This window comes from Antarctobacter aquimaris (assembly GCF_900184945.1).
In the GTDB taxonomy this organism is placed as follows: domain Bacteria; phylum Pseudomonadota; class Alphaproteobacteria; order Rhodobacterales; family Rhodobacteraceae; genus Maliponia; species Maliponia aquimaris.
In genome coordinates this window covers 310742-328154 of record NZ_FXYF01000002.1, presented here as the reverse complement: position 1 = coordinate 328154, position 17413 = coordinate 310742, and the positions used below count along the sequence as shown (strand labels likewise).

Below are 17413 nucleotides of genomic sequence, written 5' to 3'. Positions count from 1 at the left end.
CCGCGCAGATCCGGGAATCTCATGGCCCTGTCACACAAATCCGCCGCCGGACAGACCTCGGCGCTGCATCACCCGCGCTGGCCGGTGATCGGCCGCATCCTGCTGCGCGAGGCGGGGGCTTTTGCCGTGCTGCTGGTGCCGCCGCTGGCCGTGGCCGCTCTGGAGGGGCAGGCCAGGCTGACCCTGTCGCTGGGCGCTGCGGCGGCGCTGGCGCTGCTGGCCACGGCGGTCGGGCGACGCGTGGCGCCGCCGCCCGCGGTGCGCCGGTCCGAGGCGGTGCTGTCGGTGGTCATGGTCTTCGTGCTGGGCATCCTGCTGACCGCGCCCGCCTTCATGGCGCTGGACCTCGGCCCGCTGGACGCGTTGTTCGAAGCGACCTCGGCGCTGACCACCACCGGCTTCAGCATGATCGCCGCGCCTGAGGCGCTGCCGCTTGCCGGGCACGTGTTGCGCGCCTGGAGCCAGTGGTGCGGCGGGCTGGTGATCGCGGTGGCGGCGCTGGCCTTCCTGATGGGGCGCGGGCCGGTGTCGCGCGCGCTGGGCACCGCCGACTTTGGCGAGGAACCGCAGGGGACCTCGGTGCGGCGACATGCGCGCGCGCTGTTGCTGGCCTACGCGGTGCTGACCCTCGTCGGCGTGGCGGGGGCCGTCGTGCTGATCCCGGGCACGGCAGAGGGGCCGCTGCTGGCCCTGGCGGCGGTGTCGACCGGGGGCATGGCGCCCCGGGGCGACAGCCTGGCCTCCTATTCCGTGGCCGCGCAGGGCTGGATCGTCGGGCTGTCCGCGCTGGGCGGGCTGTCGCTGGCGCTGCCCGTGCTGGCGCACCGCCACGGAACGGGCGCCGCGATGCGCGCGACGGGGCTGAAACCCGCGCTGGTCTTTGTGCTGGCCGGTGTGGCCACGGCGCTGCTGCTGGCCGCGCTGTCGGGCGCGCGCACAACGGGGGCGCTGTGGGGCGTCGCGCTGAACACGCTCAGCCTGCAATCGACCACCGGCTTTACCGTCGCGCCGCTCCCCGCCGCACCCCCGCTGCTGATCCTGCTGATCGCGTTGATGATGGTGGGCGGGCAGGCGGGCTCGACCGCCGGGGGGCTCAAGATCGAGCGGGTGCGCCTGCTGCTGGGCACCGTCCTGCTGGTGATCCGCCGCCTGCTCGGGCCGGCGCGGGCGGTGTTCTACCTGCGGCAGGACGGCGAGCTGGTCGAGGAGCCGCGCGTGACTTTCGCCGTGGCGCTGACGGTGGTCTATCTTCTCAGCGCGCTGGCGCTGTGGATCGCCTTTGCCCTGCACGGCTTGCCCGCGGCGGAGTCGCTGTTCGACATCACCGCCGCGCTGTCCACCGTGGGCGCGGGGACCGGCGTCATCGGGCCGGACCTGCCGCCGGACCTGAAGGCGCTGACCATCTGCGCCATGCTGCTGGGCCGGGTCGAATTCTTCGGCCTGCTGGTGCTGGCCTTCCCGTCGACCTGGATCAGAAAGGACTGACCCGACATGCGCGTGACCGTACTGGGCGCCTCCACCTTTGCCATCGCCACCATCCGCCAGCTGATCGAGCGGGGGCACGAGGTGGTGCTGATCGAACAGGACCGCGCCCGCCTGGACGCGCTGGCCGAGACGCTGGACTGCGGCATGATCCACGGCGACGGCAGCCTGCCGGGCACCCTGACCGAGGCCTTTGGCGACGGCGCCGATGCCTTTGTCGCGCTGACCGACACCGACAACGTCAACATCCTGGCCGCCGCTGTCGCGCGCTCGGTCGGCTATCCGCGCGTCATCACCCAGCTGACCCGGACCGAGCTGCGCCCGATCATCGACCAGCTGGACCTGGGCGAGACGATCACCCCGCACGAAAGCTTTGCCCGCGCGCTGGTGGACGGGCTGGAACGGCATGACCGGGTGTCGGCGGGTGACGTGCTGGGAAACGACCTGCGGCTGTTGGTGGTGACGCTGCCCGAGGCGGCAGAGGCGCGGGTCTGCTCGGACCTCGGCCTGCCGGACCGCGCCCGGCCGCTGGCCCGCATCCGGGGCGAGGAAGAAGTGATGTTGGACCCGGAGACAGAGCTGCGACCGGGTGACCGGCTGCTGCTGCTGGTGCGGGCGCGGGACCATGACCGCGTCCTTTCCCTGTTCAGTCCCCCCGACGCGGACTGAGCGGCCGGGTCAGCTCAGCCGCCCACGCTGCATCATCGGCGTGACGCCAAAGGCGGTGCGGTAGACGCGCGCGAAATGCCCGGGGCTTTCAAAGCCGCAGGCAAAGGCCACGTCGATCACCGACATCTCGGTCTGCAACAGCAGGTGGCGCGCCCGGTCCAGCCGCATTTCCATGAAGTATTTCTTGGGCGAGGTGTTGAGGTACTTGCCAAACAGCCGCTCCAACTGCCGCGCGGAAATGCCCAGGTCGGCGGCGATCTCGGAGGGCGACAGGCGGCAATCCAGGTGCTCGCGCATCATTCCGATGGCGCGGGCGAGGTGGGCATTGCGCATCCCGCTGCGCGACTGGAGCGAAACCTTCTGCGCCGATGTCGCGTCGCGCACCGCGTTGTAGACCATCTGGTCGGCCACCGCGACCGACAGGTCGTAGCCGTGGTCGCGTTCGATCAGGTGCAGCATCAGGTCGGCGGTGGCCGTCCCACCCGAAGCGGTGATGTATTTCTCGTCCGCCACAAAGACGTTGCGCACCAGGTTCACCTCGGGGAACTCCTCGGTAAAGCTGTCGTGGTAGTCCCAGTGCGTGGCCGCCCGCCGCCCGTTCAGCAGCCCGGCCAGCGCCAGCACATGTGCCCCGGAACACAGCGCGCCGATCCCGGCGCCGCCGTGCCGGTCCAGCCGCCGCAGCGCCGCGATCAGCACGCGGTGGTCCTTTTTCTCCATGTCGATGCCGGACAGGACAAACAGCCGGTCACAGGCGGGCAGGGCGTCGAACCGGTGGTGGGTCACGACCTGCGTGCCGTCCGAACTGCGCCCGGTCGCTCCGTCGAGCGAGGCATAGGACCATTGGTACAGCGTCTTGCCGCTGACGAGGTTGGCGATGCGCAGCGGGTCCACCGCGCAGGCAAAGGCGATGTGGGTGAAATCCTCGACCAGGGCAAAGACGAAATGCTGCGGTGTGGTCATGGTGTGGGGGGCTCCGGGTACACCTCCAGAAAGCACGAAACTTACGTGTAGACAATATGTCTTTTCTCGGACTACAACGCGCCGTAGACAGGGGTGGCGACTCGCCGCCTCGCATCGGAAAGGGGGGCCAGATGACCGAAGGACCGCAAAGCCGCAAGGCGCGCTGCCTTGACGACCTGCGCCGCCGCATCCTGACCCAGGCGCTGGAGCCGGGCGTCTACCTCGACGAGGTGGCGTTGGCCGAGACCTACGCCATGTCGCGCCCGCCGCTGCGCGAGGTGCTGAACCAGCTGGCGGGCGAAGGCTATGTCGTCCTGCATCAGAACCGGGGCGCGCAGGTCGCGCCGATGACGCACAAGACGCTGCGCAACTTTTTCGTCGCCGCCCCGATGATCTATGCCGCCGTGGCGCGGCTGGCGGCGCAGAACGCCCGGCCCGCGCAGATCATGCGGCTGAAGGACACCCAACTGCTGTTCCGCAAGGCGATCCGCGCGGGCCACACCGCGGAACGCGCTCTGCTGAACGAACGCTTTCACGCGCTGATCGGCGAGATGGCCGACAACGAATACCTGATGCCCAGCCTGCGCCGTCTGCTGATCGACCACACCCGCATCAGCATGACCTTTTACAACCCGCGCAACGCGGCCCTGGCGCGACAGCGCGAAGTGGCCGCCGACCACCACGACCGGTTCATCGCGCTGATCGAGGCCGGGGACGCCGATGCCGCCGCCGCGCTGGCCGTCGCGCATTGGGAGCTGTCCCGCGCCGAGATCGAAAGTTTCGCCACCCCCGAAGGCATGCAGATCCCGCTTGGCCATGCGCCGGGCGCGGTGTCGCAGAAAGGAGCCCCATGAAGTTCGAAGGTATCTACACCCCGGTCATCACCCCGCACCGCGAGGACGGCAGCATCGACCGCGACGCGCTGGCGGCGCAGATCGAGCACCTGGTCGCTGCCGGGGTACACGGCATCATCAGCGGCGGTTCGACCGGCGAATACTATGCCCAGTCGATGGACGAACGCCGCGAGATGGCGACGTTCGCGCACGACGTGATCGCGGGCCGGGTGCCGCTGATCGTCGGCACGGTGGCGATCCGTTTGCCCGACAGCATTGCCATGGCCGAACATGCCGCGCAGATCGGTGCCGCCGCGCTGCTGGTCGGCTCGCCGCCTTATGCGGTGCCGACGGAGCGGGAAAACGCATTGAACGCGCTGGCGATCGACCGCGCCGCCGGCCTGCCGATCATGCTCTACAACTACCCGGGCCGGATGGGCGTCAACATGGGGGCCGAGTTCCTCGACCTCGTCGGCGCCTCTGCCAACTTCTGCGCGGTCAAGGAAAGCTCGGGCGATATCAACCGGGTGCACCTGCTGGCCTGCGACTACCCGAATATTCAGCTGAGTTGCGGGATGGACGACCAGGCGCTGGAATTCTTCGCCTGGGGCGCGCGCAGCTGGGTCTGCGCCGGGTCCAACTTCCTGCCCGCCGAGCACATCGCGCTGTGGCAGGCCTGCGCGGTCGAGGGCGACTACGCCAAGGGCCGCCGCATCATGGCGGCGATGATGCCGCTGATGCGGGTGCTGGAGCAGGGCGGCAAGTTCATCCAGTGCGTCAAGCGGGGCTGCGAGATCGCCGGCTATCGCGCCGGGCCGCCGCGCCCGCCGTTGCAGGGCCTGGAGCCGGAGGAAGTCCGGCAATTGGACGAGGTCGTGCGGGAGCTCAAGACCCGTGTGGCCGAGATCATGGCGGAGGGCTGAACATGGGTTTGGTGCGCCGCCTGCCGGCCCTGCCGGGGCGGGCCGCGTGGAACGCGATCCTCGGGCCGCAACCGGCGCCCGTGCCGCTGGAGGGTGACACCACGTCGGATGTGGTGATCGTCGGCGGCGGCTTTGCCGGGCTGTCGGCGGCGCGGCGGCTGCGCCAGCTGGACCCGGCGGCGCGGGTGCTGGTGCTGGAGGCCGGGCGCATCGCCGAAGGCTCGGCCGGGCGCAACTCGGGCTTCATGATCGACCTGCCGCACGAGCTGACCTCGGACGACTACGCCGGCGCGGGCGATGACCGGGCGATGATCGCCCTCAACCGGCAGGCGCAGGCTTTTGCGCGCGCGGCGGTCGAGGATTACGGCATCGACCCGAACTTCTTTGACCCGGTGGGCAAGGTGAACGGCGCGGCCAGCCCTGCCGCCGAGGCGCACAACCGCAGCTACGCGGCGCACCTGGAGACGCTGGGCGAGGCGTCCGAGATGCTGGACCCGGAGCAGATGTACGAGCTGACCGGCTCGCGGCACTACATATCGGGGCTCTACACGCCGGGGACGGTGATGCTGCAACCGGCGGGGTATATCCGCGGTCTGGCGGTGGGGCTGCGGCGCGACGGGGTGATCCTGCACGAGGACACGCCGGTCACCGCGCTGGACCGCAAGGGCGCGGCCTGGGAACTGGCGACGCCCAAGGGCAAGGTCAGCGCAGGGCGGGTGATCCTGACGGTGAACGGGCATCTGGAAAGCTTTGGCTATGCGCAGGGGCGGCTGATGCAGCTGTTCCTCTACGCGGTGATGACGCCGGAGCTGGGGGCCGATGCCCTGCGCCAGCTGGGCGGACGCAGCCGCTGGGGGGTGACGCCTTCGGACCCGATGGGGACCACGGTGCGCCGGATCGACAGCGGACAAGGCGGCAACCGGATCGTGACGCGCACCTGTGCCACGCTGCGCCCGGGGTGTCGCGTCAGCCCGGGCGATGTGGCGCGGGCGGGACGGGTGATGCAGCGCAAGTTCGACCAGCGGTTTCCGCAGCTGGCGGGGATGAAGATGCAATACGCCTGGGCGGGGCACCTCTGCCTGACGCTGAACGGCGTGGCGGTGATGCGTCAACTGGACGACGGCCTGTATTCCGGTTGCGTGCAGAACGGCCTGGGCACGGCGCGGGGCACGCTGACCGGGATCGGCGCGGCGGAACTGGCCTGCGGGGTCGAAAGCGCGATCACCCGGCATTTCACCGCCGAGGCTGCGCCGAAGCGATTGCCGCCGCAGCCGTTTCGCCAGATCGGCGCAAACGCCGTGTTGCGCTGGCGCGAATGGAAGGCGCGGGACGACTGACCGGAATACGGCGGTGCGCCTGCGGCGCGCAGGTCGTCTCGTCGTCCGCCTGCGGCGTCCTCCTCGGGCGGGGGGCGCTGCCCCCGTCGCGCGATGCGCGTCACCCCGGGATAGTGTTGGACCAAAGATGCAGGCAGGCCGCGCGCACGGCCCGTGTGTGTCAGAACTCCTGGTTCAGGGCGTCGGCGGCCGGGATCTGGCGTTCGCGCCGGGCGATGTAGTCCAGCAGGGCCTCATCGGTGGCGGGGTCCAGGTCCGGTTGCTGGTACTCGGCCAGCAGTTTGCGCGCATGGTCCAGCGCGCGGGCGGTTATCTCCTTTGATCCTTCGGCCACCCATTGTTCGATCGAGTTGTTGTCGAAAAGCTCGGGCATGAAGAAGGCGGTCTGGAAATTGTCCTGGGTGTGCGGGTGGCCGAGGTAGTGCCCGCCTGGCCCGACGTCGCGCACCGCCGCCAGGGCGGCGTCGAAGACGTCCCATTTTGGCCCTTCGGCCATGCGGTAGGCCATGGCGCATTGTTCCGCGTCGACCACGAATTTCGCCACCGAACAGTGCATCCCGGCCTCGTTCCAGCCGGCCGAATGCCAGATGTAGTGGGCGCCCGCATGCAGGGTGGCCATCAGCGTTGTGGCGCTTTCATAGCCGGCCTGCGCGTCGAAAGTCTTGGCCCCGCCCAGCAGCGACGAGGTGCGCCAGGGCACGCGGTAGTGGCGCGCCATCTGGCCAATGAGGAAGTTCATCAGGCCGATTTCTGGCGTGCCCGCCATCGGCGCGCCTGAGCGCATCGAGACGGTCGACAGGTAATGGCCATAGATCGCCGGGCAGCCGCGTCTAATGACCTGCGTATAGGCCAGCGCGCTCAGCGCCTCGGCGTTCAGCTGCGCCACGGTGGCGGGGACCGAGGCGGGGGTGTTCGCCCCGCCCAGCACGAAGGGCGAGCACAGCACCGGCTGGTTGCGGCGGCAAAAGGCGCGCATGGCGCCCAGCATCGTCTCGTCCCAGACCAGCGGTGAATTGCCGTTGCAGTTGCCGGTGGTGACGGGATGGTCCTCCATGAAGTCAGCCCCGAAGAGGACGGCGCACATTTCCATCACGTCTTCGGCGTTCTTCGGGCTGGTGGTCATGCCCATGAAGGTCTTGTCCGAGTGTTTCATCGAGGAATAGGTGATGCGCAGGTGGCGCTGGCTGATCGGGTGGTCGTAGGGTTCGACGATGTGATGCGCGGTGGAGTGCAGCGCGGGCGACATGTGCGCCAGCTTGTGGAACATGGCGAGATCGTCGAGCGTGGGAGTGCGGCGGCGGTCGTCGAGGTCGCGCAGGTAAGGCGCGCCGGTCATCGGCACAAAGATCGAATGCCGCCCGCCCAGCGGCAGATTGTTGACCGGGTTGCGCGCGTGGTAGGTGAAATCCTCGGGGATGGTGGCGATGAGGTCGCGCACCAGCCCGCGGTCGAGGTGCACGCGTTCGCCGCGCACATCCGCCCCGGCGCGGCGCCAGTCGGCCAGCGCGATGGGATCGCGGAACACCACCCCGACCTCTTCGAGGATGTCCATCGAGGCCGCGTCGATCAACGCGACCTGTTCTCCGTCCATCAGCTCTGTCACCGGCAGGGCGCGGTTCAGGGCGGGCAGCATCCGGGTGTCGCGGATCGCCCGCAGGGCGCGGCGGGCGTCGCGTCCGCCGGCGCGGAGGCGGGGTCGGGCGAGGGGTTCGGTCATGGCGGGTCCTCCTGTTGGGGGGGATCATGACCGGGGCGCTGCGCGTGGACGTGCTGATTTCCGAAGCCCCGTTGCAGGAAGCGACATGCGGCCATGGCGCGTCATCGACGCCGTGTTAGGCTGCGGGCGGACCGCCGGATCGACGCGGCTTGACGGAAAGGACCTCGCCCATGCCGGACCCGACCCTGCGCCAGGCCACGCCGGAGGATACCGGCGCGCTGCTGGCGTTGATCGACATCGCCAGTTCGGGGTTTGTCCGCGCGCTGTTCGCCAGCTTTGCGCCGGAGGGGACGGCGGTGGACGACTTCATCGTGGCGCGGATGACCGCGCCGGATTCGGGGCCGGCGTTTTCGCGGCTCTGGGTGGCCGAGGTGCAGGGCAGGGTGGCAGGGTTCATCGCGCTGGACCGGACGCCTGCGGCCCCGGAGCCGATCCGGCCCGACGCGCCTGCGATGTTCCGGCCGCTGACGGAACTGGAGAACACGGCGCCCGGGTGTGGGCTGATCAACCTCGTGGCCACATTCCCGCAGCATCGCGGGCAGGGGGTGGGCCTGGCGCTGATGCGCCTTGCCGAGACGCGGCAGGGACCGAACGGGCTGTGCCTGACGGTGGGCGATACCAACCTGGGCGCGCAGGCGTTCTACCGCCGCCTGGGGTTCGCGGAGCGCGGGCGCAGGCCGGTGGTGCGCGGGGACTGGGACAGCCCCTATGCCGACTGGCTGCTGATGGTGAAGGACGCGCGCCGCGGCTGAGGCGGCGCGCCGGTTGTCAGGCCTCGATCTCGACCGCGCCGATCGGGCGCGAGCAGCAGGCGAGGATGAAGCCTGCCTCGATGTCGTCCTCGGAGATGCCGCCGTTGTGGACCATGTGGACCTGGCCCGAGGCCTTTTTCACCTTGCAGGTGCCGCAGACGCCGAAGGTGCAGCCCGAGGGGATGACGATGCCCGCGCCCTTGGCCACGGCCAGCACGGTGTCGGTCTCGGTGCAGTCGGCGGTGACATCGGAGGCGGTGAAGGTGACGCTGGCCACCGCCTGGTCATCGAGGATGACGTCTTCGGTCTCGGGCAGCTGGTCCTCGGTCTTGACCGGGGCGGCAAAGCTTTCCTGGTGATACCGCTCCATGTCGTAGCCCAGCGCGATCAGCATTTCGCGCACCGCGTTCATGAAGGGTTCGGGGCCGCAGCAGTAGACCTCGCGCTCCATGTAGTCGCCGGCGATCAGGCCGATCATGATCTGGTTCAGCCGGCCGCGGAAGCCGGTCCAGGCGTTGTAGGGCTCGTCTTCCTCGACGATGAAGTAGAGCTTGATCGAGGGCACGCGGGAGGCCATGTGCTCCAGCCGCCGGCGCGCGATGATCTCGGAGGGGCGTTTGGCACAGTTGACGAAGACGACGTCGGTGGTGGTGCCGCGGTCGAAGAGATAGGTGGTCATCGCCAGCGAGGGCGTGATGCCCGATCCCGCCGAGATGAACAGGTATTTCTTCTGTGTCCGCAGCGGCAGGGTAAAGATGCCCGCCGGGCCGGTGGCCTTGATCTTCATCCCCGGTTTCAGGTGGTCCAGCATCCAGCGGGTGCCCACGCTGCCCTCCTGCGCCTTGACCGTGACCGAGATCCCCAGCGGCCGCGAGGGCGAGGAAGAGATGGTGTAGGTCTTCCACAGGGTGCCGCCGGGCACCGGCAGTTCCAGTGTCAGGAACTGGCCTGGCTCGTAGCGGAACAGCGCGCCGCTGGGCGCGATGAAGCTGAAGGTCGCGGTGTTGGGCGCCTCGGGCACCACGGCGCAGCATTCCAGCGGTTCGGTGTCGCGCCAGATGGCATTGCCATCGGGCGCGGTCATGTCGGTGATCTTGCCCATTCCCGCGCTCACTCGGCGGCGACGGCGGCGGGGCCGGTGATGGCGTTGATCAGGCTCGAAGCGTACCAGTCGGTGAACTGGATCAGCGCGAATTCATGGATCGCCGAGTAGGGGCCGGGTTCGTAGGCGGGCGAGAGGATGCCGCGCTGGTTGTTCTCGACGACCTCGCGGTCCTCGGAGTTGGTCGCCATCCAGACCTCGGTCAGGCGCTTGAGGTCATAGTCCTTGCCCTCGACCGCGTCCTTGTGGACCAGCCACTTGGTGCTGACCTCGGTTTCCATCGGGCTGATGGGGGTAACGCGGAAGACGATCGAATGGTCCGACAGGAAGTGGTTCCAGGTGGTGGGGTAGTTGTACTTCAGCAGCGATCCGGCGTCGCGGAACGGGAAATTGCTGTTGGGCTTGGTCACCGCCACCTTGCCGTCCATGGTATAGCTTTCGCCCGCGCCCAGCAGCGGCGTGCGGACAAAGCGCCAGTGGCCGCGTTCGGACACAAGGAAGGCCGAGGGCGCGCCGACAGCCTCGCAGCGGGCCTCGTGTTTCACGGTGATGTCGGAGACGCCGCCGTCCTCGGTCGCGCCGATGAAGCGCGGATCCTCGGGGAAGGTGCGGCACAGAGACGGGTGGTTGCCGGCGCAGTGATAACACTCGCGGTTGTTCTCCCAGACCAGCTTCCAGTTGCCGTGCTCGATGATGGTGCTCTCAAAGGCGACCTTGGAATTCTCCAGGTCATGCGGCGCGAGGTAGCGCGCGGCGGCCTCGGCAAAGTCCTCGAAGGCGGGGGCGCGGTCGGCGAGGCAGATGTAGACAAGGCCCGCGACGGTGCGGCAGTGGACCTTTTTCAGCCCGTGTTTCGACGCGTCGAACTCCGGCCCCATGTCGCGCGCCCACAGCAGCTTGCCGTCCAGCTCGTAGGTCCACTGGTGGTAGGGGCAGACCAGCTTGGGGTTGGTGCCCTTCCTGGTCTTGCACAGCACCGATCCGCGGTGGCGGCAGGTGTTGTGAAAGGCGCGGATCTGGCCGTCCGTGCCGCGCACGATCACCACGGAATAGGCGCCGACATCGTAGACGACATAGCTGCCGGCCTTGGGGATTTCGCAGGCGGGAATGGCGAACAGCCATTCGCGGTGCCAGATCTGCTCCATGTCGACTTGGAACACACCCGCATCGGTGTAGAACGGCTGGGCCAGCGAATGGGCGGGCTTGCGGCGCATGAGCATCGAGAGGACGTCGGGTTCACGCAGCATCACGGCAACTCCTGTGGTGGGCCCCGGGGCGCGGCTCGGGGTGGAATGGGAAACCTGGGTGGGAGGGGGCGAGTCGGCGGTCGATCCGGTCCTCCCCTGTTGTGTCTCTCGTCGCACCGATCGCGCGCCCTCTCGCTGCGAATTGCGACATGCGCGATTTCCCTTGCGACGCGCGGAGATTTTCCGCCCGCCGGACCGGGGGCACGGGGCAATGTCGCCGTGTGGCGCACAATCCGGCTGCGCGCCGCCGCACTGTGGCGCGCGGCCCGCCGGGCTGTGACCCCTGTGCATAACATCCCCGCGATCAGGCCTGCGGGGCTTGCTTTCGGTAACCTGACGTTGTCATTTGTACCGATAAATGCCGGGGTCCGCCGCGAGGAGACGCAGCTGCGCGTTTTGCTGGCCCCGGATCCTGATTTTCCTTTGAGGGCAAAGGACTTGCCTTCCGGGACAACGCGAGAGGACAATCGTGCGACCCAAATCCTTGGTTAAAGACATCTCGGCCGGCGTGGCGCTGGCGCTCATGATTCAATCCGGACAGGCGATGGCAGATGCGGGCGGGGTCCTGGATCCGCAGACCCGGGCGCTGCAGATGGAGCAGTACCAGGAGGTGCGCCGCAAGAGCATTCTCGAGATCCAGCCGTTCCGCACCACGCAGACCGCGCAGGGCGCGGACGGCACCAGCTATGAGCTGGTCTCATTGAACCCCGGCGTGAACGCGTGGTTCGTGCTGACCGTCAGCTCGACGGGCTACTGGTCGACCACCCGGCAGTTCCACCTGGAACTGGCCGACCCGGAGAACACCACCATGCAGCTGGCGCCCGGCGACGAGCCCACGCTGGTGATCGGCGGCGAGGCGACCGAGATGCGCTGCGCGCCCTGGTCGGGGCGCCGCCCCGAGCTGGACGAGGCGCAGTACCGCGGGCTGCCCTACGCGCCGATCTGCGACGAACGCGTCTACCTGCGCAACGAGGTGCGCGGCAACTCGACCAACCGCGAGGCGGTGGCCGAATTCCTGCGCGATCACGTGGTGTTCGGCGAAAGCATCGTCGGGCTGATCAAGGGCACCTTCTACGAGGATGCCTTCATGAACTCCGGTCCGGTGATCGTCGGCGCGGACGCGGGTGAGACGGTGCAGGCGCTGGGCAAGGCGCAGCTGGACAGCGCGCCGGTGTTCCAGACCTATTTCAACTTCGACCTCGAAGGCGCCGAAGGCGGCCGCGTCGAGGCGGGCAGCTGGTACGCGGTCAAGGACGTGCCCGGGGTCTACGCCAGCGCGATGCAGCCTGGCATGATCGCCGGCGACATCCTCAGCCGCCCGGGCGAGACGCACGGGCTGGACGGGGTCGAGCGCCGCGCCGACGTGTACCTCGTGGCCTTCGACCTCGAACAGTTCGAGCTGGGGTTCGAGCCGGGGACCGAGCATCCGCGGCTGGAATGGTCGCAGCGCCCGGCGGCGGCGGGCGGGATCAACTACCGCATCCCGGGGCCGGACGGCTTTGACACCTCGGCGCCGCTGGTGCGTTCGGGCATGCTGAGCCCGTCCAAGACGGACCGCGTGGCAGCGACCTTTGCCGCCGGGTTCAAGCGCAGCCACGGCGCCTTTCGCGCGACCGAGATGGCCTCGACCTACGGCGGGCACCACTACGGCTTTGTCTCCGAAGGCGTGATCTTTTCCAAGCTGGTGCCGGACCTGGCCACCATCTTCGTGCTGGACGACGGGTCGATCCACATGCGGACCTGGACGGTCGAGGACGATGCCCTGTTGCCGCGCATCCGCTACGCCCGGCAGAACGGCGTGCCGCTGATCGAGAACGGCGTGCCCGGCGCGCAGGTGCGCAGCTGGCTGGGCGGCAACTGGTCCGGTTCGGCCGAGGCCGACCTGCGCACCCTGCGCGGCGGCACCTGCTTCAAGATGGCGGGCGGGCGGCCGTTCCTGATCTACGCCTATTTCTCGACCGTCACGCCGTCGGGCATGGCGCGGACCTTCCAGTCCTACGGCTGCGACTATGCCATGCTGCTGGACATGAACTCGCAGGAGCACACCTATATGGCGGTCTACACGCAGGAAAACGGCGACGTGATCCCGCACCACATCGTGCGCGGCATGGCCGAGATCGACTCGCGCCGCCGCGATGGCACGCCGATCCCGCGCTTTGTCGGCTTTTCCGACAACCGCGATTTCATCTACCTGCTGAGAAAGTGAGAGGGGTTCCCATGAAGCGAGCTGGTGTGCGTTGCGCGGCCCTGGCGGCGGTGCTGGCGGTCTGTGCGGGGGTGACCGGGGCGGCGGCCCAGACCCTGCAACAGAACAACGAGGCGATGTTCCGCCAGATGCAGGCGGCGCGCGGGGTGACCGACGCAGAGATCGCGAAGATTCGCCAGATCTTTGCCGCCGCGCCCTGGATGGGGCAGGGCAACCCGGCGATCACGCGTCACGCCCTGACCCCCGAACAGGCCCAGGCGCGGCTGCCCGCGCCGGCGCTGGAGTACTACCGCAACAAGGATTTCGAGAAGATCTGCGGCGAGAAATACATGGCGCCGCTGTACGATCCGGCGACGCAGAAGCCTTCGGACGCCAAGGTCTGCGCCGACATGTTCGAATGGCCCAACGTGCCGCTAGCCTACCCGGTGACCTGGGTCCGCGCCCGTGAGGCGGCGGAACTGTGCTGGGCCGAGGGCAAGCGGATCGGTGACGCGCATGAATGGGAAGGCGCCTCGCACGGGGCGCTGACGCCGCCGGACTATTTCTTTGGCATGAGCGTGCAGGCCGCGCGCGCGGCGCACAACGCCAAGTACCAGTCCAGCGCGCGCTACAGCATCGGGCCGCAGTGGAAGTCCGGTGTCTGCGCCACCGGCAGCTTCAAGAGCGGCAGCTGCGACGGTGGCAGCTTCAACGGGTGCGGGTCCAACACCTATCCCGCCGGCAGCTTTCCGGCGTGCAAGAGCCCGCTGGGTGTCTATGACCTGGACGGCAACGCGGCCGAGCACATGAACCTGCCGCTGTCGCCCGACCAGATGGCCAGCCGGGGCAGCAAGACGCTGGGCGTGACCGAGATGAAGGGCAGCTGGTTCATCTGGGACACGGTGCGCGCGCACACCCACTGGAGCCGCTGGCGTGCGCCGTTCTGGCACGGCGGAAAGGTCATGGCCAAGGACAGCCATCACAACTACCACCTTGGGTTCCGCTGCTTCAAGGACGTGAACTGACGCTCCACGTCGCGATCTGACACGAACACCCGCTCCGCAAACCGCGGGCGGGTGCTTCTGTTTGGTACGGATCGGCCGGGGCCAAGGCCCTTGCAAGGGCCTTGAACGCCTTTGCAAAGGCGTTGAAAGCGGTTTAAAAACCGCTTTCAAGCGGCGTCAGCGCCGCTTGGGTCCTGCTCAGTTGGCGCTGGCCAGTTGCAGCTGCGCGGCGCGGATCGGACCTTCGTCGCTGATCAGCGCGGCGTAGTCCGGATCGGCCATCAGGTCGGTCAGGCGCACCGGCTTGCCGTTCAGGTAGGCGGTCTGGCTGATCAGCCGGACGCCGTGGCTGTAGTCCGCATAGGTCGCGCCGTGGACGGTGCTGAGCGGCTGGATCGCCTGCCCGTTGGTGCGGTGCCAGCCGTAGATCGCCACGCGGCCGCGGTTGGACGACAGCCGGTTGGTCAGCACGAGGTCCTTCTTGTGGCCCGAAATCAGACGCCCCGCCACCGAGGCGCCGCGCACCTGTCCCTCAACGGTCTTGTTGTGGCGCACGAGGTAGTCGGTGGACGACATCTGCGGTCCGGGCGTCATCGGCATCGGTGCGACGCGCAGGTCCGCGGCGCGGTAGATCTGGTCGACCATCCGGCGCGTCGGCAGCAGCATGTCGAACCGTTCGGCGATCTGCATCGCCGCCGGCAATCCCATGGGCACACGCACGAAGTCGCGGTCGCTGCCCACGGCCAGGTAATCGGGCATGGCGCAGAAGGTGATCCGGATCGCCGAGCCGTCGCGCGCGCGGCCAGAGACCTCGACCGGGACCAGGTCCTGCAGGAACGAGGGCACGTTGCCCGCCATGATCTCGCGGGCGACGGCGCGGTCGCGGTCGGTTCCGCCGACACGCATCAGGCCGGACATGACCGAACTGCCGGCCGAGGCGCTGCCCTTGCGGCCGGGGATGGCGCGGGCGAGCCTGGTGTTGCAGGTCGGCCCCGAGACCGGGCGCTGGCTCTTGGGCGCCAATTGCGGGTCCAGCGCGGCCAGCGTGGTGGTGGGGACCTCCTGGGTCACCTTGTCGGCGAGGCGCGGGGTTTCGGGCACGTACAAACCCTCCGGACGGACCTGCGGGCGCAGCGAAACGGCCAGCGTGTTGATGGCGTTCAGATCAGGCGCGGCGGCGCTCGCGGGCGCCTCGGGCAGCGCCGGGCGGGCGCGCGGGCGCACCAGCGGCAACGCGCGCTCCGCCTGCGTCGGCATCAGCGACGCGAGACGCACTTCCGCCTGCGGCTCCGGCGAAACGGCGCGCGGCCGTGCGGCCAGCAGGGGCTCGGGCAGGGTGTCGGCCTTGGGCGCGGTGTCGATCTGCGGGCGCGCCAATTGTTGCGGCAGTACGCGCGGCAGGTCGGGCAGGGCGGCGTGGCTGGCCCCTTCGGGCAGCATGTGCGGCGGCCACCAGGTCTGGGCGGGCGGCAAGCGGTGCACCACCTCGCCCACGACCACGCTGTCCAGCGTGCCCTGCGGCGCCAGCGGCGCGACGGTCACCTTGGGGATGATCGCGGTCTGCGTCGGCGTGGGGGTCCACATCAGCACTGTCATGGCGGCGGCGGCGTTCACCGTCGAAAACGCCAGCGCGGCTGCGAGGAAACGCGGAGTCCGGACGATGTCGTCAAGTCTGGAAACCCAGCTCTTGCGCACGACGGGTCCATGAGGTTCGGAAAAGGGTGCCTGCATCATGCCAAGCCTCCTAGACGGGAAGCGTAAAGCGGACAATGCGGCCGCGCGCGCCCCCCCTCCGGACTGGCGGGAAGCCGCCGGTTGCGGGCGCGGCTCATCTGTTGCCGCCCGGCCGCAAAACAGGGCGCGCGCCCTCGGGTCCGCTGATAGGGTTTGATCTCATCCGCTTGGAATGAAAAGGTAACTCTGTATTTGAGTCAATTCGCATCGACATGGGGAGGAGGTTTTTCGCGATGGGGTGCAGGGTGGACACAACCTGTACCGGGATGTCGTGAAGAACCGCTTAAAAGTTGAAAGGAAGGCAGGGATGGCCCGTTCGGAACAGACCTTGACGAAGATGATTCTGGCCGGCGCGCTTGTGGCGCTGGCCACGCCCGCCCTGTCGCAAGGCAAGCAGGCCGCGGCGGAGGACTGCGTGCGACTGTCCGGACCGGCGACCGCGGCGGCACCCGTCAGCAAGCAGGCGGTGGACGACTATTTTCGTGGCCTGGTCGAGGCCCGTGCCGCCTGCGAGCGCGCGGTGATCGGACCGGAGCCGGATCCGCAGGCCCTGTTCCAGGTGGCGGTCCTGATGCAGCGCGACGCGCAGCACGCGCTGGCGCTGGAGGTGTTCGAACTGGCGGCCGAGGCGGGTATTGCCGCCGCGCACACCAAGATCGGCGACTACTACAACTTCGGCACGGGTGACGTGAAGGAGGACCACGCGCGCGCGGTGGCCGAGTACCGCACCGCCGCCGAGGCGGGCGACCTTCCCGCCAAGGCCACGCTGGCCATCATGTACCAGCTGGGTCGCGGCACCTCGCGCGATTTCCGCCAGATGGTGACGCTGCTGGAAGAGTCCGCCGACGCGGGCTATCACTTTGCCCAGCTGCGGCTGGCCGCGATCTACATGAACCCCACCAGCAGCATGCCGCGCGGCCTGGCCGACGAGTTGGGCCTGCCGGACGTGGTCAAGGCGGCAGAGATGCTGGAGCGCGCATCGGCCCAGGGCAACGAGGACGCCGCGCGCGCGCTCAAGCAGCTGTATTCCGAGGACGGCCCGGTCACCGATCCGGCGCAGCGCGCCGCCCTGATCCGCCGCTCGGCCGAGGGTGGAGACGGCACGGCGATCAATGCGCTGGGGTTCCTCTATGAACGCGGGCTGGGCGTGGATTACGATCCGGTGCTGGCGGCGTCCTACTATGTTCTGGCGCTGGAGACCGGCGCGGTCTCGGTCAACGAGATCCGCGGGCGGATCGACGGGCGCGCGGTCGACTGGGACCGGGACACGGCGGTGGAGTTCCAGCGGCTGTTGCAGGAACGGGGTCTCTACGACGGGCCGCTGGACGGCCTGGTCGGCGGCGGAACGCTGGGCGCGGCGCGGCGTCTCGCGCCGTAGTTGCACACGCCTGCCCACGTAACGGCGCGCTTGCCTGTAAGCGGGGAAGAGGGCGCTGCCCCCGCCGCGCCTTTGGCGCGACTCCCC

At 68.8% G+C, this 17413-nt stretch carries 14 protein-coding genes; 9 read left to right on the top strand and 5 right to left on the bottom strand.

Annotated elements, in window-relative coordinates; all coding sequences use genetic code 11:
* The first annotated feature begins 21 nt into the window (after positions 1 to 21).
* Both MAA8898_RS04310 and MAA8898_RS04305 read left to right on the top strand, forming a co-directional pair.
* The gene (locus MAA8898_RS04310; protein ID WP_094019744.1) at positions 22 to 1485 is read left to right on the top strand and encodes a TrkH family potassium uptake protein; all 1464 of its coding nucleotides are present in this window, start codon (positions 22 to 24) and stop codon (positions 1483 to 1485) included.
* Positions 1486 to 1491: 6 nt separating this feature from the next.
* A complete protein-coding gene (locus MAA8898_RS04305) occupies positions 1492 to 2151 on the top strand; it encodes a potassium channel family protein (protein WP_094019743.1) in 660 nt (219 codons plus the stop codon).
* Between the two features lie 9 nt (positions 2152 to 2160).
* Here the strand turns inward: MAA8898_RS04305 and MAA8898_RS04300 are convergent, their stop codons facing one another.
* Positions 2161 to 3114: a GlxA family transcriptional regulator gene (locus tag MAA8898_RS04300; RefSeq protein ID WP_094019742.1), complete on the bottom strand. Its 954-nt coding sequence runs from the start codon at positions 3112 to 3114 to the stop codon at positions 2161 to 2163.
* 131 nt (positions 3115 to 3245) lie between these two features.
* Between MAA8898_RS04300 and MAA8898_RS04295 the strand changes: the two genes are divergently transcribed.
* From MAA8898_RS04295 to MAA8898_RS04285, 3 genes are read left to right on the top strand one after another with little or no spacing between them, the layout of a single operon-like run.
* Positions 3246 to 3968: a GntR family transcriptional regulator gene (locus tag MAA8898_RS04295; RefSeq protein ID WP_094019741.1), complete on the top strand. Its 723-nt coding sequence runs from the start codon at positions 3246 to 3248 to the stop codon at positions 3966 to 3968.
* Entirely contained in the window at positions 3965 to 4870 is a 906-nt protein-coding gene (locus tag MAA8898_RS04290) for a dihydrodipicolinate synthase family protein (RefSeq protein WP_094019740.1), read from the top strand. The genes MAA8898_RS04295 and MAA8898_RS04290 overlap by 4 nt, the downstream gene beginning before the upstream one ends.
* Before the next feature lie 2 nt (positions 4871 to 4872).
* Positions 4873 to 6207 (top strand): NAD(P)/FAD-dependent oxidoreductase, encoded by a 1335-nt coding sequence (locus MAA8898_RS04285; protein WP_094019739.1) that lies wholly within the window; start codon positions 4873 to 4875, stop codon positions 6205 to 6207.
* 160 nt (positions 6208 to 6367) lie between these two features.
* Here the strand turns inward: MAA8898_RS04285 and MAA8898_RS04280 are convergent, their stop codons facing one another.
* The gene (locus MAA8898_RS04280; protein ID WP_094019738.1) at positions 6368 to 7924 is read right to left on the bottom strand and encodes a trimethylamine methyltransferase family protein; all 1557 of its coding nucleotides are present in this window, start codon (positions 7922 to 7924) and stop codon (positions 6368 to 6370) included.
* 170 nt (positions 7925 to 8094) lie between these two features.
* Between MAA8898_RS04280 and MAA8898_RS04275 the strand changes: the two genes are divergently transcribed.
* Entirely contained in the window at positions 8095 to 8676 is a 582-nt protein-coding gene (locus MAA8898_RS04275) for a GNAT family N-acetyltransferase (protein WP_094019737.1), read from the top strand.
* Positions 8677 to 8692: 16 nt separating this feature from the next.
* Here MAA8898_RS04275 and MAA8898_RS04270 read toward each other — a convergent pair whose 3' ends face one another.
* Positions 8693 to 9778: an FAD-binding oxidoreductase gene (locus MAA8898_RS04270; protein ID WP_094019736.1), complete on the bottom strand. Its 1086-nt coding sequence runs from the start codon at positions 9776 to 9778 to the stop codon at positions 8693 to 8695.
* Positions 9779 to 9786: 8 nt separating this feature from the next.
* A complete protein-coding gene (locus MAA8898_RS04265) occupies positions 9787 to 11025 on the bottom strand; it encodes an aromatic ring-hydroxylating oxygenase subunit alpha (RefSeq protein ID WP_094019735.1) in 1239 nt (412 codons plus the stop codon).
* A gap of 523 nt (positions 11026 to 11548) precedes the next feature.
* Here MAA8898_RS04265 and MAA8898_RS04260 point away from each other — a divergent pair.
* Both MAA8898_RS04260 and MAA8898_RS04255 read left to right on the top strand, forming a co-directional pair.
* Entirely contained in the window at positions 11549 to 13231 is a 1683-nt protein-coding gene (locus MAA8898_RS04260; protein WP_094020005.1) for a hypothetical protein, read from the top strand.
* An 11-nt stretch (positions 13232 to 13242) separates the two neighbouring features.
* Complete coding sequence (locus MAA8898_RS04255) at positions 13243 to 14235, top strand: SUMF1/EgtB/PvdO family nonheme iron enzyme (RefSeq protein WP_094019734.1); 993 nt, start codon at positions 13243 to 13245, stop codon at positions 14233 to 14235.
* 177 nt (positions 14236 to 14412) lie between these two features.
* Here MAA8898_RS04255 and MAA8898_RS04250 read toward each other — a convergent pair whose 3' ends face one another.
* The gene (locus MAA8898_RS04250; RefSeq protein ID WP_094019733.1) at positions 14413 to 15948 is read right to left on the bottom strand and encodes a hypothetical protein; all 1536 of its coding nucleotides are present in this window, start codon (positions 15946 to 15948) and stop codon (positions 14413 to 14415) included.
* A 337-nt stretch (positions 15949 to 16285) separates the two neighbouring features.
* Between MAA8898_RS04250 and MAA8898_RS04245 the strand changes: the two genes are divergently transcribed.
* Positions 16286 to 17326: a tetratricopeptide repeat protein gene (locus MAA8898_RS04245; RefSeq protein WP_245853247.1), complete on the top strand. Its 1041-nt coding sequence runs from the start codon at positions 16286 to 16288 to the stop codon at positions 17324 to 17326.
* Positions 17327 to 17413: the final 87 nt, after the last annotated feature.